Annotated in this window: 18 protein-coding genes; 8 read left to right on the top strand and 10 right to left on the bottom strand. The window is 60.6% G+C overall.

The window, feature by feature from the left end; genetic code table 11:
• Positions 1–564: an NUDIX hydrolase gene (locus LMH93_RS10700; protein ID WP_185279488.1), complete on the top strand. Its 564-nt coding sequence runs from the start codon at positions 1–3 to the stop codon at positions 562–564.
• A 150-nt stretch (positions 565–714) separates the two neighbouring features.
• On the top strand, positions 715–2,898 hold the full coding sequence (locus LMH93_RS10695) for a GAF domain-containing hybrid sensor histidine kinase/response regulator (protein WP_185279489.1): 2,184 nt from the start codon (positions 715–717) through the stop codon (positions 2,896–2,898).
• Between the two features lie 22 nt (positions 2,899–2,920).
• Here the strand turns inward: LMH93_RS10695 and LMH93_RS10690 are convergent, their stop codons facing one another.
• Positions 2,921–3,553, bottom strand: a complete 633-nt coding sequence (locus LMH93_RS10690) for a LysE family translocator (protein ID WP_003256077.1) — start codon at positions 3,551–3,553, stop codon at positions 2,921–2,923.
• A 66-nt stretch (positions 3,554–3,619) separates the two neighbouring features.
• The gene (locus tag LMH93_RS10685; RefSeq protein WP_003256078.1) at positions 3,620–4,234 is read right to left on the bottom strand and encodes a LysE family translocator; all 615 of its coding nucleotides are present in this window, start codon (positions 4,232–4,234) and stop codon (positions 3,620–3,622) included.
• A 111-nt stretch (positions 4,235–4,345) separates the two neighbouring features.
• Between LMH93_RS10685 and LMH93_RS10680 the strand changes: the two genes are divergently transcribed.
• The gene (locus LMH93_RS10680) at positions 4,346–4,798 is read left to right on the top strand and encodes an Lrp/AsnC family transcriptional regulator (RefSeq protein WP_003256079.1); all 453 of its coding nucleotides are present in this window, start codon (positions 4,346–4,348) and stop codon (positions 4,796–4,798) included.
• 378 nt (positions 4,799–5,176) lie between these two features.
• Positions 5,177–6,589, top strand: coding sequence for a purine-cytosine permease family protein (locus tag LMH93_RS10675; protein WP_003256080.1), 1,413 nt, complete (start codon positions 5,177–5,179; stop codon positions 6,587–6,589).
• A 150-nt stretch (positions 6,590–6,739) separates the two neighbouring features.
• Here LMH93_RS10675 and LMH93_RS10670 read toward each other — a convergent pair whose 3' ends face one another.
• The 4 genes from LMH93_RS10670 to LMH93_RS10655 all read right to left on the bottom strand — a co-directional run bounded on the left by LMH93_RS10670 (position 6,740) and on the right by LMH93_RS10655 (position 11,569).
• Positions 6,740–8,059 (bottom strand): OprD family porin, encoded by a 1,320-nt coding sequence (locus tag LMH93_RS10670; RefSeq protein WP_003256081.1) that lies wholly within the window; start codon positions 8,057–8,059, stop codon positions 6,740–6,742.
• Positions 8,060–8,163: 104 nt separating this feature from the next.
• Positions 8,164–8,892, bottom strand: a complete 729-nt coding sequence (locus LMH93_RS10665) for a nitroreductase (RefSeq protein ID WP_003256082.1) — start codon at positions 8,890–8,892, stop codon at positions 8,164–8,166.
• A gap of 28 nt (positions 8,893–8,920) precedes the next feature.
• Positions 8,921–10,273, bottom strand: a complete 1,353-nt coding sequence (locus tag LMH93_RS10660) for an MFS transporter (protein WP_185279491.1) — start codon at positions 10,271–10,273, stop codon at positions 8,921–8,923.
• A gap of 270 nt (positions 10,274–10,543) precedes the next feature.
• The gene (locus LMH93_RS10655; RefSeq protein ID WP_004577492.1) at positions 10,544–11,569 is read right to left on the bottom strand and encodes an AraC family transcriptional regulator; all 1,026 of its coding nucleotides are present in this window, start codon (positions 11,567–11,569) and stop codon (positions 10,544–10,546) included.
• Positions 11,570–11,800: 231 nt separating this feature from the next.
• On the opposite strand from LMH93_RS10655, the gene LMH93_RS10650 reads away from it, so the two are divergent.
• Positions 11,801–12,256: a MaoC/PaaZ C-terminal domain-containing protein gene (locus LMH93_RS10650; RefSeq protein WP_230065139.1), complete on the top strand. Its 456-nt coding sequence runs from the start codon at positions 11,801–11,803 to the stop codon at positions 12,254–12,256.
• A gap of 217 nt (positions 12,257–12,473) precedes the next feature.
• Here the strand turns inward: LMH93_RS10650 and LMH93_RS10645 are convergent, their stop codons facing one another.
• On the bottom strand, positions 12,474–13,361 hold the full coding sequence (locus LMH93_RS10645; RefSeq protein ID WP_230065138.1) for a LysR family transcriptional regulator: 888 nt from the start codon (positions 13,359–13,361) through the stop codon (positions 12,474–12,476).
• Positions 13,362–13,473: 112 nt separating this feature from the next.
• On the opposite strand from LMH93_RS10645, the gene LMH93_RS10640 reads away from it, so the two are divergent.
• Both LMH93_RS10640 and ppnN read left to right on the top strand, forming a co-directional pair.
• Positions 13,474–14,535 carry a YeiH family protein gene (locus tag LMH93_RS10640; RefSeq protein ID WP_003256093.1) on the top strand — a complete coding sequence of 354 codons (1,062 nt, stop codon included), beginning with the start codon at positions 13,474–13,476 and terminating at the stop codon, positions 14,533–14,535.
• 213 nt (positions 14,536–14,748) lie between these two features.
• Positions 14,749–16,122, top strand: a complete 1,374-nt coding sequence (gene ppnN / locus LMH93_RS10635) for a nucleotide 5'-monophosphate nucleosidase PpnN (protein ID WP_003256095.1) — start codon at positions 14,749–14,751, stop codon at positions 16,120–16,122.
• Between the two features lie 121 nt (positions 16,123–16,243).
• On the opposite strand, the gene LMH93_RS10630 is transcribed toward ppnN, so the two are convergent.
• Together LMH93_RS10630 and pssA are read right to left on the bottom strand one after the other, a co-directional pair.
• Positions 16,244–17,389, bottom strand: coding sequence for a GGDEF domain-containing protein (locus LMH93_RS10630; RefSeq protein ID WP_004577496.1), 1,146 nt, complete (start codon positions 17,387–17,389; stop codon positions 16,244–16,246).
• A 232-nt stretch (positions 17,390–17,621) separates the two neighbouring features.
• Positions 17,622–18,950 (bottom strand): CDP-diacylglycerol--serine O-phosphatidyltransferase, encoded by a 1,329-nt coding sequence (gene pssA / locus LMH93_RS10625; protein ID WP_004577497.1) that lies wholly within the window; start codon positions 18,948–18,950, stop codon positions 17,622–17,624.
• A 181-nt stretch (positions 18,951–19,131) separates the two neighbouring features.
• Here pssA and LMH93_RS10620 point away from each other — a divergent pair, with 181 nt between their 5' ends.
• Positions 19,132–20,139: a GlxA family transcriptional regulator gene (locus tag LMH93_RS10620; RefSeq protein WP_014860028.1), complete on the top strand. Its 1,008-nt coding sequence runs from the start codon at positions 19,132–19,134 to the stop codon at positions 20,137–20,139.
• A gap of 124 nt (positions 20,140–20,263) precedes the next feature.
• On the opposite strand, the gene LMH93_RS10615 is transcribed toward LMH93_RS10620, so the two are convergent.
• A complete protein-coding gene (locus LMH93_RS10615) occupies positions 20,264–21,598 on the bottom strand; it encodes an MFS transporter (RefSeq protein WP_103462361.1) in 1,335 nt (444 codons plus the stop codon).
• Positions 21,599–21,605: the final 7 nt, after the last annotated feature.

Below are 21,605 nucleotides of genomic sequence, written 5' to 3'. Positions count from 1 at the left end.
ATGCCCAATGCCCCGCGCTACTGCCCGCACTGCACCACGGAACTGGCCCGGGGCGTTCCCACAGGCGATACCCACGAACGCCTGCATTGCGCCGGCTGCGGCTACATCCACTACATCAACCCCAAGATCATCGCCGGCTGCATCATCGAGCGCGATGGAAAGTACCTGCTGTGCCAGCGCGCCATTCCCCCTCGCTCCGGCACCTGGACCTTGCCTGCCGGGTTCATGGAGGCTGGCGAAACCACCGAACAGGCGGCGCTGCGCGAGGTATGGGAAGAAAGCGGCGTACGTGCAGACATCGTCTCGCCGTATTCGATCTTCAGCGTGCCAAAGATCAGCGAGGTGTACATCATCTTCCGTGCCATCGTCACCGAAGAGACCGGGCAGTACGGGCCTGAGACGCTGGCGTACAAGTTCTTCGAGCCGGATGAAATCCCCTGGGATGAGATCTACTACCCGGCCATCCGGCAAATTCTCGAACGCTACATCCTCGAGCGGCAGGCCGGGGTGTATGGCATTTACATGGGCAATGATGACACCGGCAAGGTGCACTTCATGCGCTAGCCGGTACGGCCTCTTCGCGGGTGAACCTGCACTCACCCGGATCGCGCAGTTACAGAGGCTCGTGCAGTGGCACAGCCCTCACAAAACCCTCGCCAACGGTCTATTCTCGGTGCACCCTAAGGGCCTTGAGAAAGAGGACCGGCAAAGCACATGGCTAGATGGCTAGATGGCGGCGGGCTAATGGCCGAACGCATCCGCAACCACGACTGGGCCACCACCCCCCTGGGCCCGCTGGAACATTGGCCCGATGCCCTGAAAACCACGATAGCTCTGTGCCTGGCCTCGCGCTTTCCGCAAGCCGTGCTCTGGGGCCCGGACTTGATCACCCTGTACAACGATGCCTTCACCCCGATTCTCGGTCGCAAGCCCCTGGCCTTGGGCATCCCCTTCCGCGACGTGTGGCACGAAGCCTGGGATGAAATCAGCAGCATGGCGGCCCGCGCGTTGGCCGGCGAAGCGGTTTACATCGAAGACTTCCCGCTGATGATCGACCGCAACGGCGGCCTGGAGCGGGCCTATTTTACCTTCTGCTACAGCCCGATTCGCGGCCATGATGGCGAGATACTGGGCATGCTCGACACGGTCACCGAAACCACCGCCAGCGTGGTCACCAACCAGCGCCTGAACTTTCTCGATACCCTCGGGCGAGCCGTGACCGAGGCGACCGACCCGGACCAGATCATGGCCATCACCACCCGCATGCTGGTCGAGCACCTTGGCTTGTCCAGCTGCGCCTATGCAATGATGGACCCCGACGAGGACGGTTTCACCATTTGCGGCGATGCGGTGACACCCGGCTCACCACGCCTGGTGGGCCACTATCACCTGCATGACTTCGGCCGCCTGGCGGTCAGCCGCCTGCGCAGCGGCCTGGCCTTGGTGATCAACGACAACCTGCGCGAACTGGCCACTGACGAGGCGGCGACTTTTCAGGCCATCGGCATTACGGCCACCATCTGCATGCCACTGATCAAGGGTGGCAGGCTGACCGCGCTGATGGCGATTCACGACCGCGTACCCCGGGTATGGACCGACTACGAGCAAGCACTGATCAGCGAAGTGACCGAGCGATGCTGGGCGCACATACAGCGGGCGCAGGCCCATGCCGAAGTGCGCGAAGCGATGGCGGCCCTTGAAGCGCTCAACACGACCTTGGAACATCGCGTAGAAGAACGCACCACTCAGCTGCTGCACACCGAGGCCGTGCTGCGCCAAGCCCAGAAGCTGGAAGCCATTGGCCAGCTGACCGGCGGCGTAGCCCACGACTTCAATAACCTGCTGACCATCATCCGCTCGTCGCTGCACTTCCTGCAGCGCCCCAACCTGGCCGAGGAGCGCCGAGAGCGCTACCTCAAGACCATGTCCGACACAGTCGACCGTGGTGCCAAACTGACCGGCCAGCTACTGGCCTTCGCCCGACGCCAGGCCCTCAGCCCACAGGTGTTCGAAGCCGGGCCACGGCTGGAGGCCATGGCCGACATGCTCGACACCGTCACTGGCGCGCGCATCCGGGTCGAGCTGCAGCTACCCCAAGCGCCCTGCCACATCCGCGCCGACCTCAGCCAGTTGGAAACCGCGGTAATCAACCTGATGCTCAACGGCCGCGATGCCATGGCTGGCGAAGGTGCCTTGCAGCTGCGCCTGCAGGCCGACCAGTGCCTGCCGGCCTTGCGCGGTCAGCCTTCACAGCCAGGCCCGTTCGCGGCGATATCGGTGAGCGACAACGGAGTCGGTATTGCCACCGAGTTGCTGGAGCGCATCTTCGACCCGTTCTTCACCACCAAGGCCCCAGGTGAAGGTACCGGGCTCGGGTTGTCGCAGGTGTTTGGTTTCGCCAAGCAATCCGGGGGCGATGTACAGGTGAACAGCATCCCCGGCCAGGGCACCACCTTTACCCTGTATCTGCCGCAGGAGGCACCAACTGCGGCCTCGCCCGAAGACGCCTCGGCCGGCAGCCAGCCACAGGTACAGGGCGAGCGGCGACGAATACTGGTGGTAGAAGACAATCCCGACCTGGGCAGTTTCACAGCTCAGTTCCTCGAGGACCACGGCTACCAAATCAGCTATGCACGGTCGGCAGAAGAAGCGCTGGCGCAGTTGACTGGCCCGGCAGGTGATTTTGATGCGGTGTTTTCCGATGTGGTCATGCCCGGCATGGGTGGCTTGGCACTGGCCCGCGAACTTCGCCGCCAGCGCCCGCAGTTGCCGGTGATCCTGACTTCGGGCTATAGCGAGGCGATTGCCGAAGGCGGGCACCAAGGGTTTACCTTCCTGGCCAAACCCTACTCGGCAGAACAGGTGTGCCAGATACTCGGCAAAGTATTCGGCCACTGATACCTTGCATCGCAATAGGCGATCAACGGCGCCCTTCTGCCAGCATGCGCACCGCCAGCCCCGCCAGCACCGTTCCCATCAACCAACGCTGAACCTGTTGCCACAGCGGCCTGCCAGCCAGGAACACGGCGATGGAACCGGCCATGATCGCAATCAGCGCGTTGACCGTAACGCTGATGGCGATCTGCGTCGAACCCAGCACCAGCGACTGCAACAGCACGCTGCCGTGGCCCGGCTCGATGAATTGCGGCATGAGCGACAGGTACATGACGGCAATCTTGGGGTTGAGCAGGCTGGTGGCAAACCCCATCGTGAATAGCCGCCGCGGGCTGTCGGCGGGCAGTTCACGGAGCTGGAACGGCGATTGGCCACCCGGCCGCAGCGCCTGCCAGGCCAGGTACAACAGGTACAGCGCGCCACCGATGCGCAGCGCGTCGTAGGCAAAGGGTACCGCCATCACCAGCGCCGTGATGCCCATTGCCGCGCAGAACATGTAGATGACGAAGCCCAGAGCCACACCGCCAAGCGAAATCAAGCCGGCTTGGCGGCCCTGGCAGATCGAGCGGGAAATCAGGTAGATCATGTTCGGCCCTGGGGTCAGGACCATGCCGAGGCAAATCAAGGCGAACGTGAGCAGTTGCGTGGTTTCGGGCACGGGGCACATCCTGGTTGTGCATTAGGTTGCAGCGAGTTTATCTGAAGTCATGCTGAACCGGTAAATTCAGGTCATTTGCCCGGCTATCAAGCCCAGGGCCACGGTAATCATCGCCATCCCCGACACCCGCCCGACCAGCTTTGCCGCACCCGGCCGAGTGCTCAGCACAGCTTTGGCGCCATAGCCGACCAGCGTGTAGATCACCAGCGAACTGCACAGGTGGACCAGCCCCAGCAACAAGATCTGCAAGGGCACAGGCCAGCTCGACTGCGGGTCGGTGAACTGCGGCAGCAGGGCCAGGAACAGCAGGAATACCTTGGGGTTCAGGCCGCTGACGCAAAAACCCTTCAACGCCCAGCGTGAGCCCGACTCCCCCGCGCCGCCCTGCCCGGCCGCCGGCAATGCCGGGCTGAGCAACAGGTTGCCGCCCAGCCACAGCAAGTAACTGCACCCCGCCAGGGTCAGCAAGGTCAGCGCCAACGGGTGACCTGCCAGCAAACTGCCGACCCCGGCCGCCACCACCAGCGTGGCCAGGAAATGCCCCGACAACATCCCCGCCACCGCTGGCATCACCCAGCGCCCACGCATGCCGGCCGAGATGGCATAGGCCCAGTCTGCACCGGGGGTAATCACGAACAGCATCGACACAGCCCAGAACGCCGTCAGCACACTGATAGCCACTTGAATCTTCCTTATCTACTGCATTGGGATGTCGATAGATTACGGATTCCGTCCGGGGATTTTCTTTCGTATATTCCCCCTCAGCATTCATGTACTAGAAGATTCTTCCCAATGGATAGAACTGATCGAAAAATCCTTGCCGAGCTGCAAAAAGACGGGCGGCTGTCGGTAACCGAGCTGGCCGACCGCGTGGGGCTCAGCCTGTCACCCTGTCATCGGCGCTTGAAGGCACTGGAAGAGTCCGGCGCCATTCTGGGCTATCACGCACGGCTGGCACCGAGCGCCCTTGGGCTGAACTTTGCCGCGTTGGTGTTCGTGACGCTACGCGAGGTGACCCGCCAGCCGGTGGCGGACTTTGAAACGGCACTGGCGCAGATCCCGCAGATTGTCGAAGCGCAGCGGCTGTTTGGCGACCCGGATTACCTGCTGCATGTGGTCGCCAAGGACCTGCCGGCGTTTCAGAAGCTGTATGACGAGCATCTGACCAGTATTCCCAATGTGAAACGCTTGAGCTCGACCTTGGTGATGAAGGAAGTGATTCAGGATCGGTTGCTCCCCATGTAGCTGTTTCCTCTTGTGCCGGCCCCTACGCGGGTAAACCCGCGCCTGCTGTAGGAGCGGGTTTACCCGCGAAAAGGCCGGCCCAGGCAACCTTTCATCTGCCCTGAAAACGCGCACATCGCACCAACCCAGCCCACCGTGATCCGGGTTGCCAACCCGCCGCCCCTCTACCCCACGGCCTTCAGCCAGCTGGCACTCTCCTTGCTACCGTCACCCGCTTAAGCTTTTGTCAGCCTTAGTTTTTTTAACGCTTATGGGAACATATTTACTAATTTCTCGTTACCCCCGCGCCCCTCATCATCGCTCCAACAAGAACGCGTCGCCCACCGCCGGCACGCCCCCGGGCAGTTCCCAATGCCCTACCTTGCCTTGGAGTCAGTCATGACCAGTGCAGCCAATTCGGCACCCCTGATAGAAAAACACACGATCGGCTACGTGCCCCCGCAAGACCGCCATGGAAAGGTAAGGGATCTGTTCACACTCTGGTTCGGCGGCAACATCGCGCCGTTGCCCATCGTCACCGGCGCGCTGGGTGTGCAGCTGTTCCACCTGAATCTGGTATGGGGCATCGTCGCCATCCTCGTCGGTCACCTGGTCGGCGGGGTGCTGATGGCCCTGCACTCGGCCCAGGGCCCGCAAATGGGCATTCCGCAGATGATCCAGAGCCGCGCCCAGTTCGGCACCCTCGGCGCGCTGCTGGTGGTGGTGATCGCCGGCGTCATGTACATCGGTTTCTTCGCTTCCAACATCGTCCTTGCCGGCAAGTCACTGCATGGCGTGGTCGACGCCGTTCCGGTACCGGTGGGCATCGTCGTCGGTGCGTTGGGTTCAGGCATCATCGGCATCATCGGCTACCGCTTCATCCACGTGCTCAATCGCATTGGCACCTGGGTACTGGGTATCGGTATCGTGGTTGGCTTCGCCTACATCTTCACCCATGTGCAGAGCGACGATTTCCTCACCCGCGGCGGCTTCAACCTGGCCGGCTGGCTGGCCACCGTGTCGCTGGCGGCGTTGTGGCAAATCGCCTTTGCGCCCTATGTGTCGGACTACTCGCGCTACCTGCCGGCAGATGTCAAAGTCAGCTCGACCTTCTGGACCACCTACCTGGGCTCGGCCCTGGGTTCAAGCCTGTCGTTCATCTTCGGCGCCGTGGCCGTGCTGGCGATCCCGGCCGGCATGGACACCATGGACGCGGTCAAGCTGGCCACCGGCACGCTCGGCCCGATCATGCTGGTGCTGTTCCTGCTCAGTGTGATCAGCCATAACGCCCTCAACCTGTATGGCGCGGTGCTGTCGATCATCACCCTGGTGCAAACGTTCGCCTACCGCTGGATCCCCACCGCCAAAAGCCGTGCAGTGCTGTCGCTGATCGTGCTGTCGGCCTGCTGCGTGGTAGCGGTGTTCGCTTCGGCAGACTTCATCGGCCACTTCGTTGACATGGTGCTGGTACTGCTGGTGGTGCTGGTGCCGTGGACAGCGATCAACCTGATCGACTTCTACGCCATTCACAAAGGTGACTACGACATCCAGTCGATCTTCCAGGTCGATGGTGGGATCTACGGGCGCTACAACCCCCAGGCCCTGATCGCCTACGCTGTGGGTATCGTGGTGCAGATACCGTTCATGAACACCCCGCTGTACGTCGGGCCGATTTCCGAGCACATCAATGGGGCTGACCTGTCGTGGCTGGTAGGGTTGGCGATCACCTCGCCGCTGTACTGGTGGCTGGCGAGCCGTGACAGTGCCTACCGTCGTCGGCAGACCAGCGCCAAGCTGGCAGCAGTGGCTTGATCGGTACTGGCCTTTCGCAGCAAAAGATGAAACGGCTGGGTGCAGGCGTCCGAACGCCTGGTGCAATTCAGGCGGGAAACAGCGAACCCGTCGATTGGGAATGAATGGCAAAAAAGGGGCCGGCGCCAGAAGGCCGGCCCATTTCGCTATTCAGAAGTTGAAGGTGTAACGCATGATCAAGCGATTTTCATTAGCGCTGTCAGCGTAGGTCGAGCGGTTCGTGGAGTTTCGCCATTGGAACGAAACACCCTTCGCCGGCCCACTCTGAATGACATAAGAGATATCAGTGACCCGCTCCCATTCTTTGCCCTCCTCCCCGTTAAGGCGGAGTGAAGCGGCTTGGCGGCTCTTCAGCAAATCAGGATCAACATCATCACCTTTCATGTACCGGGTGGTGAACAGCAAGCCTGGTACACCCAACGCAGCGAAATCAAAGTCGTACCTTGCGAACCACACCCGCTCCTCAGGGGCAGTGAATGTACTGACCAGCGATTCGCCGAACAGGTAGGTATCCGTGCCGTTTACAAACGCAAACGAGGTGTCGCCCCAAGCCTTCTGGTAACCGCCACCGAGGGTGTGTCCCTTGATGCTGTAGGCGAAGTAGCTACTCAGCGTTCTGTTGTCCACCTCACCCAGTTTTTTGGAGCCTGTCTCGCTGGCATCGAACACGCGAACATCCGCGATCACATTGCCTTCCCCCAACGGTTTGATGACTTTAATGCCGGCGAAGTAGGAGGTGTAGAGGTCTTCAAGCTCGGCGGCGTGCAAGCTGAAGGTCATGTCCTTCGTGGGCTTGAAGTCAAATGCCAGGTAGTTGTAGTGATCCGCCTCAACCGGGGCATAGCCCGTGGCTGTGAGTGATTCGAAATCGGTGGAGTTACGCTGCTTCACGGCGTTGACCCTTATAGCCGTTACCGTCAATTTATCGATGTCGTTGACGGTCAGCGAACCACCGCGAAAGACCTGAGGCAGCAGGCGGCTGTTATTACTCCAGAGTAAAGGCATCAGAGGGTTCACCCCCCCTATCCTCAACTCCGTCTTACCCATCCTTGCTTTGGCGGTGGCTACGAACTTACCGTATTCATCCTCAACCTGCCTGTCGGAATCGTAGGCCAGCAGCCCTGATCCCGTTCTGTCCGGGCTGGAATCAAGCTTCACCCCCAGCAAGCCCATCGCATCAATACCGAAGCCCACGGGCCCTTCTGTAAAACCCGATTGCAAGTTCAAAATAAAGCCTTGCGCCCACTCATCGCGCTTGGACTGAGTGGCGCCATCATTGCGAAAATCGCGATTATAGTAGAAGTTACGGAGTTCGAGACTGCCTTTGAAGTCTTCCACGAACGCGGCAGAAGCATAAGGCGCGACCAGCAATGCTGCTGAACAAGCCAACGATTTTTTTAAAGCAATAGACATCACAGGCACCTTGTTCTTGTTGTGTGCTTGAACATGGAGCGCAGCGAAGCGCCCCATGCAATGCCAATCCTACAAATGGGTGAAGGCCCGCTTTAGCGGAATGATCGAAACAGTATCACCCTGCCCGGCGCTAAACTTGGACAGGGCGCACGCCAGGTTTTTTATTCTGAGTGAAAGGTCGTGAATGCACGCACGGGTTCACGGCCAGTAACCAACGTGTTCTCAATGCTGCCATCATCGGCATAACCCAAGCTCATCCCACAGACGAGCATTTGGCTCTTCGGTATTGCCAGCATTTCAGTGATGATGCTGTGATATTTAAGGAATGCTGCCTGCGGGCAGGTGTGCAAGCCTCTTCCCCGTGCGGCAATCATGAGGCTTTGCAGGAACATGCCATAGTCCAGCAGGCTCCCTTCCTGAAGCACGCGGTCAATCGTGAAGAACAGGCCAACAGGCGCCCCGAAGAAGCGATAATTCCGGCCGTGTTGCTCGTGCATCCTTTGTTTATCGCTTCGACTGATGCCCAACAAGCTATAGAGCCCCCACCCTACCTCCCTGCGCCGTTCGATGTAGGGAGATGTCCACTCCCTGGGGTAATACGCGTAGGGATCAGAAAAGCGTTGGTCATCAGCCGGATGGTCATCAACCTCAGTAATTGCTGCGGACAACCGTGCCTTCATATCGCCGGTAACAACATGCACGTTCCAGGGCTGCAGGTTGACGCCTGTTGCGCTATAGCGCGCAACGTTCAGAACCGCTTCAATTTCCTCTCGCGGAACTGGGGTTGGGAGGAACGACCTGATGCTCCGACGTGAGACGATTGCCCAGTCGATCAAACGGGCAGTTTCGTCCGAACCTACCGGTGATTTGCGCAAGCGATCAATAAGCATACTTGGCACCTGTCTCTCAGCATTATGGTCAGGTCAGCTCGTGGGCAACCGTGGCCTTCTTCCTCACTACAGCCGAGTCCGAGCGAGATTGGTTGATCATGGTCACTGCAACAGCCCCTACCAGGCCGGCGAGCGCGATTGCCATGAAGTTCTGCTCCAGCGGCAACGCCATCGACACCAAGGCACCAATCAAAACAGGTGCGACAATCGCCCCGACGCGACCGACGCCCGAGGCAAAACCGACGCCAGTTGAGCGCATGGTAGAGGGATAGAAATCGCCGGCGTATGCATAGGCCAGAAGCTGGGTGCCAAGGGTCGAGGCCCCCACGATGAACACGACGACAAAGAGCAGTTCGGTGGAGCGGGTATATCCCAGCAACGTGAGTGCGACCGCGCCCACTACATAGAACACCACCAAGACGTGCTTGATGCTGAATTTGTCGCTAAGCCATCCACCCAGAATTGCACCGAAGATCGAACCGAGGTTGAACACGATGACGAAATTCAGGGCTGAACCGAGGCTGAAGCCCGCCATGGCCATCAACTTGGTGAGCCACGAATTGAGCGCATACACCATGAACAGCCCGGTCATGAATGCCATCCAGATCATGACCGTGCTGTATCCACGGCCTTCCAGGAAAAGGCTTCGTACCGGCTTGTCTTGAGCAGAGATAACCTGCGGATTGCCGACGAGCTGCGTGTCATCCTTGATCACAAGGTCAGGACGAAGGCGACGCGCGATGATTTTCAACTCGTCTTGTCGACCCTGCTTCAACATAAAGCCGATAGAGTCGGGCATTGACTTGAGAATGAAAGGAATCAAAACCACTGGCAGGACGGCCACGTAAAACACATATTGCCAACCGTAGCTTTCGATCAGTTGTTTACCGGTCAGCGCTACCAGAATTCCGCCCACCGAATAGCCTGCGAAAACGATGGTCACCAGCCGGGTGCGAACTTTCAAGGGCGAGAACTCACCCATCTGCGCCGTACAGATGGGCAACACACCGCCGATGCCCAAGCCGGCGATAAAGCGCATGATACTGAAGGTCAGCGGGCTGTCAGTGAACCCTGCCGCAGCGGTGAAAACGCTGAACAGCGCCACACAGATCGCGATCATTTTCGGCCGGCCAATTCGATCTGCCAATGTACCTAAAAAAATGGCGCCCAGCATTGTCCCAAACAATGCTGAGCCAGCCATTACCCCGGCGCTGGTTGCGTCAATTTGCATATCGGCCATGATGGCCGGTAAGGCAGCCCCCACCACTGCCAAGTCGTAGCCATCGATAATCAGAATTAACACGCACCAGAACAGAATAATTCCATGAAAGCGGTTAAACTTCGACTCTTCGGTCAACGTGTACATATTCAAAGAACTCATACCGTGTCTCCTTCAATCTTATTGTTGTGTTTTTGAAGTCCACATACGTATAGCGATCTGGCACAACTCGACCACACGCACAGGTACGCATGGTTCCGCGTGTGAGTCGGGAGAGTTGAGAGGCACCAACTAGACGGCGCCCGAGAAAAATCGTAGGCCTTATGGCAAGCGCCAACCATGCCCAATGGCATCATTCTGCTTGACCGGAACGGGCAGTTTTGGAAAACCAGATGGCTTCAATCAGCGGGTGATCAGCCCAAGCGCAGAGGACTAGTCCCCTCGAGGGCTACGCAACGAGCGTCGGTAAGCACCAGGGGTGATACCCGTCCATTTTTTGAATGCCCTGTGGAACGCACTGGTCTCAATGAAGCCAACCTCTGACGCAACGCCATCCACCGTCATACCTGCCCGGCAGAGCAGACTGATGGAAATATCCCGCCTTAGATTATCTTTGAGCCGTTGGTAGGTGAAACCCTCAGCGTAGAGCCTTCGCTGTAGGGTGGAACTGGACATGCTCAAGTCGCGTGCGAGTTCATCGAGTTCAGGCCACGTGTGTGGAGAGAGCAGTTTTAGTCGCCGCCGGATCGTAATGCTCGTGCTGTCGTCGTTACGGTATTTCACAAGGAAGTTACTTGGCGTTCCCTTCAAAAACAAAGGCAGTGTGCTGAGCGTTTGGCAAACCTTGTACTCCAGAACATTCTTCTCGAAAACAGCGGAGGTTCTCTCGGCCCGCCACTCGATTTCCTCACAAAAACGCATTCGATAGTCGCTGTCGTCCTCTGGCTGAGGAGGACGCATCGATAACTTCAAAACAGGGATGCGCCTGTCGCACAGCCAACAAAGCAGACCGTGCACGAGGACCAGCCAGGCACCATAACAAAACGCCCTTCGCGACTCACCATGATCATGGATGACAATTGCAGCATACTCTCCATCGCACTCCACCGACCCATAGATGTCATCAAGGGCAGTCCTGAGAAACGCCAGAATCCGCTTGAGCGCCTGTCCAATGGTGTCGCAGCCGAGGGCCAACTGCGCCATCAGCTTGAAGCTACCTCTGCGAAGAGGGTGACTGTCTGCCGCAAAAAACTCATCGTCGAGCAAATCCGCTAACGCAATCCACAATCTGGAGAACGTACCAGCAGGTACCCTGGCGTAGCGCTGGTCCAGCAGGCGTGGATCAATATGCGCGTGGCTGAGCACAGTAGCAACATCCAGGCCACGCAGTTCTGCTCCTTGAAGTGCGTCCCGCACGAGGCTGATCGACGTGGTGCCTTTGTGGGCAGAAAACTCCATCTGGGGCTCCGTTGCTAACTCGATACCAAAGGCTGCCTTGCAAAGCAGACACACCCGTAGAAGATCTACCGTACCAATATCACTGTGCCAGGTGTCAACGCCCCTTGTTTTTTATTGCAACAGGTTTTGGATTACCGCCCAGAGAGGTCACAACACCTGAGGTAAGCGGGCATTGCTTCATTCTCGCCCCTGCATACAGGATAGTCACCCCACCTGTTTAAGGCCCTTTCCATGAGTGCCAGCGAGATGTTCTGGGAGCAGTTTTCTGTCGGCCAGGCGTGGACACACCATCGAGATGAAGCGTTGGCGCAAGACGAAATCATCGCCTTCGCAAAGCAATACGATCCGCTATACATGCACACTGATCCTGTTCAGGCGCTTTCCAGCCCCCTGGGCGTACATTGTGCAAGCGGCGTGCATACCTTCGCACTGGCTCAGCGAATGCTGTGTGATGCGCTGTTTTCGGTGACGCATGTCGTGGCCGGGCACCGCATTGAAAACTTCATCATGCATCGACCTGTGAAGCCGAGAGATAGGCTCAGCCTGACGGCAAAGGTGATGAATGTCTCACAGCACGCTCGTCGAGACGATTGCGGCTGGGTCACGCTCGCGATTGCTGTGCAGGTAACCGGCACCGGTTCGGTGTTGACTTACGACCTGACCGTGCTAATCGCACGAGCAAAATGACCCCGACGCCGATCCATTTGGCCAATCCTCATTGCTCAGAAGCCCCCAAACATCTCTCTCAAGTACCGCCGTCAGAGGGTCGCAATTGCGCGAAGCGGCTGAGCAAGCGCAGCGCGCAGGCTTTCAAATTTTGGCGGGCAGTCCAGGTACAGCACAGTCTTCAACATCTGTGCTGTAACCTGTGGGACCGGGCACGCCCGCGAAGAGGCCAGCACAGTCAACCCACCTCTTGCATGGCAATACACAATTCAAGAAACCGCGAGGCAGCCCGCGAAGGCGTAGCCCCATGCGGCAACAGAATGGAAAAACGCCGCACCAGCGCCTGCGGCGCAACCTGCAGCCGGTGCAGCGCCCCATCTTCATGACGAATGGACATCGCCGACACAAAGCCAACCCCCATCCCGGCCCGGACCGCCTCTTTTACCCCTTCAACGCCAGCGATCTCCAGCGCCACTCGCATTGCCACGCCATCACGGGCAAACGCCCGCTCGACGATCTGCCGCACACCCGAGCCGCTTTCACGCAGTACCAAGGGGTAGGTGCCGAGCGCCGCCAGTGTCTGCTGGTCACTGCTTGCCAGGGGATGCCCACGGGGCACAATCGCCACGATCTCGTCCTCGCGCCACGGCGTCACTTGCGTACCCAACGGCAACTCCTGCCCGGGCGGCCCCTCGATCAGGGCAATATCAACACTGTCCAGGGCGGCGACGATCTCCGCCGTATTGCCATGCGAGGTGCTGACCAGCACATCCGGATGACGCCCGTGAAAATCGGCGATCAGGTAAGGCAGCAGGTAACTGGCGGGCGTGGTACTGGCGCCGATGCGCAAGGTGCCGCGCTCCAGCCCGCGCATGGCCTCGCGCAGTGCTTGCGCCTGTCGGAAGGTTTCGCGCAGGCGCTCGGCATGCGCCAGCAACTGCTCACCGGCCGCTGTCAGCCGCACGCCGCGGCCGGCACGTTGGTAAAGGGGTTCGCCAAACGCCTCTTGCAAGAGCTTGAGCTGGCCGGACACCGCCGGCTGCGACAGGTGCAGGGCTTGAGCGGCATGGCTGATGTTGCCGTGTTCGGCAACCGTGGCGAATGTTATCAGCTGTTCTGGGGTCATTTTTGAAAATTATCAGCTTTTCGGATATTTGCCATCCTAAATTACGATTTTTTATAAGCTTATAACCAGATTAACGTAGGCCTTGTCGAAACACCTTTTCCGGAGGACTCACATGGCCACGGTTCCGTCCAACCCTGCCTTTGCCCCTACCCTCTCCACCCGAGGGCGGCTCAATGGCATTCTTTTCGTCGCGCTGTTCGCGGTCGCAGTCACTCAACTGGCGGCCCTGCCCGCTATCGCCAACCTGGGCATCAGCCCGCTGATCGTGGGTATCGTCGCAGGTGCCTTGTATGGCAACGCGCTGCGTGACGGCGTACCGGCAAGCTGGGCGGCAGGCATCAATTTTTCCGCTCGCGGCCTGTTACGCATTGCGGTGGCATTTTTTGGCCTGCGGGTAAGCCTGCAGGAAATTGCCGAAGTCGGCTGGTCGGGGCTTATCGTGTCGGTGCTGGTAGTCACCAGTACCCTGCTGATCGGCCTGTGGTGTGGCATGAAAGTGTTCAAGCTCGACCGCGATACCGCCTTGCTCACCGCCGCCGGCAGCGCTATCTGCGGCGCTGCCGCCGTGCTGGCATTTGAATCGGCGCTGCGCAGCGCCCCCCATAAAAGCGCCATGGCAGTCGGAAGCGTGGTGCTGTTCGGTACCTTGTCGATGTTCCTTTACCCGCTGGCGATCAATGCCGGCTGGCTGCATCTGGATACCATGGGCGCCGGGCTGTTGCTGGGCGGCACAGTCCACGAAGTGGCGCAGGTGGTAGGCGCGGCCAGTAATGTCAGCCCCGAAGCCACGCATATCGCCACCATCGTCAAGATGACCCGGGTCATGCTGCTGGTGCCGGTACTGCTGGTGGTGGGCCTGTGGATCAGCCGTTCGCGCAAGGCTGGCCAGGCGCAGGGCAACGGGCGCATTGCCATGCCCTGGTTCGCTTTCGGCTTCCTGGCACTGGTACTGGTGAATTCACTGCAAGTGCTGCCTGGCAGCGTGACCCAGGCCGTGAACAGCCTGGACACCTTTGCCTTGACCATGGCCATGACGGCGTTGGGCATGGAGACCCGCTTCAGCCAGATTCGCCAGGCCGGGCCACGGGCGCTGGCGACCGGGGCGATCCTCAACCTGTGGCTGGTTGGCGGGGGGTTGGCGATTACCCTGGGGGTACAGAAGCTGTTGGGCTGACGGGAGACCGAGTCGGCTGCTTCGCGGGTAAACCCGCTCCTACACAGGTCCGCACCGCCATCAAGGCTTGCGCTGTACCTGTATAGGAGCGGGTTTACTCGCGAAGCAGGCCGCCCGGTCTCAAGGTTTTTCACAGCCCCCCTCGTTGCCGTCCACATTTCTCGGTATGGTGGTGTCAAAGAAGGATGTTTTACCCGCACAGGAAAGACTTAGATGCCTCAACGCCATGTCATCAATGCATCCGTCAGCCCCAAAGGCAGCCTGGAGACGCTGTCACAACGTGAAGTGCAGCAACTGAGTGAAGTCGGTACCGGTAGCCTTTACACACTGTTCCGCCAGTGCGCCCTGGCAATCCTCAACACTGGCGCCCATGTCGACAATGCCAAGACTATCCTTGAGGCCTACAAAGACTTCGAGGTGCGTATCCACCAACAGGACCGTGGCGTGCGCCTGGAGCTGCTGAACGCGCCGGCCGACGCCTTCGTCGATGGCGAAATGATCGCCAGCACCCGTGAAATGCTGTTCAGCGCCTTGCGCGACATCGTCTACACCGAAAGCGAGCTGGCCAGCCAGCGCATCGACCTGGAAAGCTCCCAGGGCATCACCGACTACGTGTTCCACCTGCTGCGCAACGCGCGTACCTTGCGCCCGGGCGTGGAGCCGAAGATGGTGGTGTGTTGGGGCGGCCACTCGATCAGCACCGAGGAATACCAGTACACCAAGAAGGTCGGCCACGAACTGGGCCTGCGCAAGCTGGATGTCTGCACCGGCTGCGGCCCGGGCGTGATGAAAGGCCCGATGAAGGGCGCCACCATCGCCCACGCCAAGCAACGCATGCACGGCAGCCGCTACCTGGGCCTCACCGAGCCCGGCATCATCGCCGCCGAGGCACCCAACCCAATCGTCAACGAACTGGTGATCCTGCCAGACATCGAGAAGCGCCTGGAGGCCTTCGTGCGTGTCGGCCACGGCATCATCATCTTCCCAGGCGGTGCCGGCACGGCGGAGGAGTTCCTGTACCTGCTGGGCATCCTCATGCACCCGGACAACCACGACCTGCCGTTCCCGGTGGTGCTCACCGGCCCGCGCAGCGCCGAGCCTTATCTGCAACAGTTGCACGCTTTCGTCGGCGCCACGCTGGGTGAAGCGGCCCATCGCCTGTACGAAATCATCATTGATGACCCGGCGGAAGTCGCCCGGCACATGGTCGAAGGCCTCAAAGCGGTCAAGCAGTTCCGCCGCGAGCGCAACGATGCCTTCCACTTCAACTGGCTGCTGAAGATCGAGGAGAGCTTCCAGCGACCGTTCGACCCGACCCACCAGGCCATGGCCGACCTGGACTTGCGTCGTGAGCTGCCGCCCCATGAACTGGCGGCCAACCTGCGCCGGGCGTTTTCCGGGATTGTCGCAGGCAACGTCAAGGACAAAGGCATCCGCCTGATCGAGGAACACGGGCCGTATCAGATCCACGGTGACAGCGCCGTACTGGACCCGCTGGGCCGGCTGCTGCAGGCATTCGTCGACCAGCACCGGATGAAGCTGCCCGGCGGCGCGGCGTATGTACCGTGCTATCAGGTGGCAACCTGACCACGCTGCTTTACTAAGGACGGGCATGGATGCCCGTCAAACGCGGGGGCCGGGTGACGGGAGCGTCTGTACGGATCACCCACATGGGTTACATGAAAGCGCCCCCACCTAGGTGACTCGCTCACTGCCGGAGTTCAACCACCGTCCGCTCGAAAAACCGAATGCTGTCGCGCCCCCCACGTTTGGACTGGTACAACGCCACATCCCCCTGCTCGATCAACGCCGCCAGGCTCGCCGGCGGCTGATCGAACACGTTGGCACCAATGCTCAAGGTCACCGCCTGGGGCGTAGGCACCGTCTTGTCGGCGTACTGCTGGAACTGCTCACGCAGCCCACTACCCAGTTCCATAACCCGTTCACTGCTCGCGCCACTGAGCAAGATGACGAATTCATCCCCGCCCAATCGCGCCGCCAGCGAGCGCTCGGGCAGCGCCGTACGAATCATCTCGCTCAAGGCAATCAGCAAACGGTCGCCGGCTATATGCCCGTGCAGGTCGTTGACCAGTTTGAAGTTGTCAATGTCGATCAGTAGCAATGCTCCAGGTTGCGCCGGGCTCACATCTTTGAAGAAATGCCCCGCCCTCACCTCCAGTGCACGCCGGTTGTACAGCGCAGTCAGCGGGTCACGGGCGGCCAGCCGGGCAATCCGCTCTTCACGCCGGTAACGTACGGTGCCGGTCATCGACAAGGCAATCAGCATGATCGCCATCGCGCCTTCCACCAGCGAAACCTGAATGATCAGCCCGCCAAAGGTCGCCAGGTCAATCAGCGTGCCTGGCGTGATCGCGATGGCCGCCTTGGCCACATAGAACAGCCCATGGATCAGCAACACATAGCGCAGCTGCACGGCCCCGACACTCAGCGATTTGCCATGTGGCCGCAGCAGGAAACTGGCCTTGAGCGTCAGCGAGGCCACCAACAACGAGTTGACCATCAGCATCACCTTCGACCACTGCGGGCCCACGGGCAGCAGCAGCAAGGCGAACCAGACCAGCACGATCATCAACCAGGCACGTGACAAGCGCTCCTGGGTGAAGCGCAGCACGCCGATCAGGAAAAAAACGTGGGCCACCACCAGCAAGCCATTGGCGAACCAGATACCGATGAACAGCAAGCCGACCCCGCGCAACAATGCCAGGGTGCTACCAACCGTAATCGTGGCGAAACCCGCACTCCAGTAAAGCAATGAGGTTTCGCGCACACTGCGCCATTCAATCGCCAGGTACAAGGCGGCCGCAGCGGCCAAAGCGACTGAAATAGTCAGCATCGTGGGTGGATCTAACGCCATATACGCATTGGCCTGTCTGGTTAACGGGAAAAGGCCCGACTGTATGCGATCGTGATCACGTTCAGAGGGGCCTTGCACGGTTGCCTGCACATTGTAATCCAGCCCCTGACAAAGGGCCGTGGGCAGCAATATCATAATGACATCAATGCGCGGTGCGCACCACTCTGGCCCTGTCGCTGGCTTGCCGGCGACAGGGCCAGTACAGGCGATGTCAGAGCACCCGCTTGATCAACGGTTCCAACCGGCTATAGCGCAACCGACGCAGAAACTTGCGCACTTGCTTGGGATGTTCGGCCTTCTCCCCCAGCGCCTCTGCCGAACCGATTCTCGGCGCAAAGCGCCGCAGTTCGCTCAACTCCGCTTCCCGTGGCGCCAGCCATTGCCCCTGCGGGTCGTCGATCAGCAGGCCGTTCTCAAGGTCCAGGTTGAACCCGCGCGGGTTCAGGTTGTTGCCGGTCAGCAGCGAATAACGCTGGTCGATCCACACGCCCTTGGCATGGAAGGTATGCCCCGGATCGTTCCAGATGCGTATTTGCAGCTGGCCGCTGGCAATCGCGGCGTGGCGGCGGCGGGCGAAGGTGCGCAGGTTGTCCTCATACAGATAGGGCAATGCACCACTGGCACTGAACGGTTCGCCAGGGGCGATGTAGAAGTCGTTGGCGGTGCGGTCACCGACAATCAGTTCCACCCCAACCCCCCGTGCCAGGGCATGGTCAAGTTCGCGCATCACGACCTGTGGCGGGTTGAAATACGGCGTACTGATGATGATCTGCGTGCGCGCCACTGCCAGCAAGGCGCACAGCGCCCGATTCAGTGGATTGCCACGGCCCACACCCAGCAGCGGGATCACCTGCAAGCCCTGCCCCGTCATGCTGGCCGGTACCTCGTAGGCCATGCGTCGCAGCCTTGCGCGTAAACGCCGAATGTCGCCGCGCAGGCTGCGGGTGGAAGGTGGCGCCGGCAGGTCGAGGCGCGGTGTGGCGGTGTGGTGCAGCAAACGCTGCACCAGGCCGACCATGGCATCAGCCAGTGCCGGTGACTGGAACACGTGGTAGCGATCCAGGCGATAGCGGTCGAAACGATGCAGGTAGACGTTGTTCAGACTGGCGCCGGTGTAGATCACGCAATCGTCGATGATGCTGCCTTTAAGGTGCAACACCCCGAACAGTTCGCGGGTCTGCACTGGCACGCCATGGATCGCGATGTCCAGCCCGCGCAACTGGCGCTGGGCCTGATACCAGGCGGCATTGCCCGGCTGACGCCCGGCCCCCAGCAGCCCGCGCCTGGCGCGGAACCAGTCGACCACGATGGTGATCTCCAGGCCTGGCCGCTCGGCCTTGGCCTGGTACAAGGCATCCAGCACTTCCTGGCCAGCCTCATCCTCCTGCAGGTACAACGCGACAATAACGATGCGCCGAGTCGCCGTACGGATGCGCTCGAACAGGCAGGCGCGGTAAGCCCTGGCATCGGGCAGCACCTGGATCGCTTCGGGGGCCATGGCATAGCCTGGCAAGCCCGCCAGCATGGTTTCGGGGTTCACTGACGCTCACCTTCTCTGTGCAATCACTGTCGGCCCTGCCAGCCGGCGGGGCCATTCCTGGCCGCTGCATCCGGGGTGTATGATCGACCCGGCAACGACCCATAACAACAAGAACCACGCGAGGCTCTGCTTTCTCACTGCCCCTGACCAACCAGGCCTCAGCTTGCACAGGAACAGCGCAATGGTCCACCCCGCTTCTGCAAACCTATCGCCGTCTAGTGTAAAGAATTGTTCGGCAAAGACCTTTGGCTTCCTGATTTTGCCCAATTTCACCACCATCGGCCTTGCGTCGGCGGTAGAGACCCTGCGCATGGCCAACCTGGCCGCGCGCAAGCCACTGTATCGCAGTGTGCTGATCGCCGCAGACGACGCGCCGGTGGTGGCCAGCAACGGCATGCGCGTACTGCCCGACTACAACATCGCCAACGCCCCCGCGCTGGATGCTTTGCTGGTGGTTGGCGCCAACCCGATCGACCGAAGCCGTAGCAACCGCCCATTGATCGACTGGTTGCGCCAACTGGCCCGCCAGCGCTTGCCGCTAGGCGGCATCTGCACCGGTAGCTACCTGCTGGCCAAGGCCGAATTGCTCAAGGGTTACCGCTGCACCATCCACTGGGAAGACCTGCCGACGTTGCAGGCACACTTCCCCGGTATCGTGATCTCCAGCCAGCTGTTCGAACTGGACCGCGACCGTTACACCTGCTCAGGCGGCGTGGCAGCCATGGACATGATGTTGCAACTGGTGGCCCGCGACACGGGCGGCCAGGACATCGCGGCCAAGGCCGCCGAGCTGTTGCTGTGCGACCGCGTACGCGGTGAGCGTGAGCGGCAGCGTGTGCCGCTGCGTACCCTGCTCGGCAGCGCCCAGCCCAAACTGAGCCAGGTGGTGGCGATCATGGAGGCCAATCTGGAGGAGCCGCTGGGGCTGGAGGAACTGGCCAGCCTCAACGACGTGACCGTGCGCCAATTGGAGCGGCTGTTCCACAAGTACCTGCAGCGCACGCCCAGCCAGTATTACCTGGAACTGCGGCTGTCGCGGGCGCGGGAGTTACTGCTGCGCAGCGACGTGCAAGTGCGTGAGGTAGCGCTGGCCTGCGGCTTCAGTTCGCCTGCGCATTTTTCCAAGAGTTATAGCCGGTTCTTCGGGCTGTCGCCTTTAGGGGAGCGGCGGCAGGCCTCTCTCCACTGACGGGGGTCAGGTATTGGCATTGCTGGCCTCTTCGCGGGCAAGCCCGCGCCTACACGCACATCGGTGGTCCGCCACAGGCCGTTGTAGGCGCGGGCTTGCCCGCGAAGAGGCCAGTGCAGGTCAACTAATCTTCAAGGGCCGCGTGCGCCGTCTCCCGACACATCAGCATGGCCACCAGCGCCACCAGTGCTGCCGCCAGCAGGTATCCTGCCGGGGCCAGCTTGCTGCCCGTCACCTGAATCAGCCAGGTGGCAATGAACGGCGCAGTCCCGCCAAACAGCGAATTGGCCACATTGAAGCTCAGGGCAAACCCACTGAAGCGCACCCGGGTCGGAAAGATTTCGGCCAGCAGGCACGGCAAGGTCCCATCGTTCATCGCCAGCATCGCACCGAAAAGGATCTGGATGGCCAGAATCACCAGCAGCGGTTGGCCGTCCAGCAGGCGAAACAACGGCACGGTCAACCCCAGGAACAACAGCGAGGCCACCACCAGCATGGTCTTGCGACCAAACTGGTCGGACAGCCGCCCCATCAGGAAGATCAAGCCGATATAGGTGGCCAGCGACACCGTCGAGGCGATGAACGAATCCCGCTCGCTCATGCCCATTTCACTGGACAGGTAGGTCGGCATGTAACTGAGCAACAGGTAGAACGCAACCGCATTCAGGCAGGTGACACCTATGCCGATCGCCAGACTGCGCCGGTGCTGGCCCAGCAGTTCGCGCAGCGGCGTCGTGGCCATGCCGGCCTTGGTTTCCAGGCGCTGCTCCATCTCCAGGAACTTGGGCGTGTCCTGCAAGCTCATGCGGATATAGCGCCCTACCAGGCCGAACGGCGCCGCCAGCAGGAACGGCAGGCGCCAGCCCCATTCATGCAGGGCTTCACTGCTGAGCAGCTCATGCAGCACCGCAACGAACGCCGCACCGAACAACAACCCCGCCGCCGTGCTGGCCGGCACGATGCTGGTGTACAAGCCACGCCGCCCAGGCGGCGCGTACTCGGCCAGGAACGCAGCGGCCCCGGCGTACTCACCCGAGGCGGAAAACCCCTGTACCAGGCGGATCAGCAACAGCAGGGCCGGTGCCCACAGCCCGATCTGCGCATAGCCCGGCAACAAGCCGATGCAGAAGGTGGATACCGACATGATCAGGATCGACCAGGACAACGCGTTGCGCCGACCGTGTCGGTCGCCGAAATGGCCCCAGACAATGCCGCCCAGCGGGCGTACCAGGAACGACAACGCGAATACCGCGAAGGTAGCCAGCAGGCCGGTGGTCTTGTCAGTTTGCGGGAAGAAGGTGGCGGCGATGATGGTGGCCAGATAGCCGTAGGCGGCGTAGTCGAACCACTCGACGAAGTTGCCCATGAAGCTGGCCCGGGCGGCCTTGCGCAGCGCCTGGCGTTCGGCGTTGTGCGCGGGGCCGGCGATGGCGGATGGGTCTAGGGTGGTGCTGGACATGACGGGT

This window comes from Pseudomonas sp. CIP-10 (assembly GCF_020911845.1).
Classification (GTDB): domain Bacteria; phylum Pseudomonadota; class Gammaproteobacteria; order Pseudomonadales; family Pseudomonadaceae; genus Aquipseudomonas; species Aquipseudomonas alloputida.
Note: the sequence above shows the minus strand (reverse complement) of the source record. Positions and strands in the feature narration are given on the sequence as shown.

Excerpts from the sequence above, each read along its gene's own strand:
- LMH93_RS10660 (WP_185279491.1), bottom strand. The coding sequence starts at position 10,273 with ATGAGTTCTTTGAATATGTACACGTTGACCGAAGAGTCGAAGTTTAAC.
- LMH93_RS10650 (WP_230065139.1), top strand. The coding sequence starts at position 11,801 with ATGAGTGCCAGCGAGATGTTCTGGGAGCAGTTTTCTGTCGGCCAGGCG.
- LMH93_RS10700 (WP_185279488.1), top strand. The coding sequence starts at position 1 with ATGCCCAATGCCCCGCGCTACTGCCCGCACTGCACCACGGAACTGGCC.
- LMH93_RS10665 (WP_003256082.1), bottom strand. The coding sequence starts at position 8,892 with ATGCTTATTGATCGCTTGCGCAAATCACCGGTAGGTTCGGACGAAACT.
- LMH93_RS10675 (WP_003256080.1), top strand. The coding sequence starts at position 5,177 with ATGACCAGTGCAGCCAATTCGGCACCCCTGATAGAAAAACACACGATC.
- LMH93_RS10670 (WP_003256081.1), bottom strand. The coding sequence starts at position 8,059 with ATGGGGCGCTTCGCTGCGCTCCATGTTCAAGCACACAACAAGAACAAG.
- LMH93_RS10640 (WP_003256093.1), top strand. The coding sequence starts at position 13,474 with ATGGCCACGGTTCCGTCCAACCCTGCCTTTGCCCCTACCCTCTCCACC.
- LMH93_RS10615 (WP_103462361.1), bottom strand. The coding sequence starts at position 21,598 with ATGTCCAGCACCACCCTAGACCCATCCGCCATCGCCGGCCCCGCGCAC.
- LMH93_RS10620 (WP_014860028.1), top strand. The coding sequence starts at position 19,132 with ATGGTCCACCCCGCTTCTGCAAACCTATCGCCGTCTAGTGTAAAGAAT.
- LMH93_RS10680 (WP_003256079.1), top strand. The coding sequence starts at position 4,346 with ATGGATAGAACTGATCGAAAAATCCTTGCCGAGCTGCAAAAAGACGGG.
- ppnN (WP_003256095.1), top strand. The coding sequence starts at position 14,749 with ATGCCTCAACGCCATGTCATCAATGCATCCGTCAGCCCCAAAGGCAGC.
- LMH93_RS10630 (WP_004577496.1), bottom strand. The coding sequence starts at position 17,389 with ATGCTGACTATTTCAGTCGCTTTGGCCGCTGCGGCCGCCTTGTACCTG.
- LMH93_RS10655 (WP_004577492.1), bottom strand. The coding sequence starts at position 11,569 with ATGGAGTTTTCTGCCCACAAAGGCACCACGTCGATCAGCCTCGTGCGG.
- LMH93_RS10695 (WP_185279489.1), top strand. The coding sequence starts at position 715 with ATGGCTAGATGGCTAGATGGCGGCGGGCTAATGGCCGAACGCATCCGC.
- LMH93_RS10645 (WP_230065138.1), bottom strand. The coding sequence starts at position 13,361 with ATGACCCCAGAACAGCTGATAACATTCGCCACGGTTGCCGAACACGGC.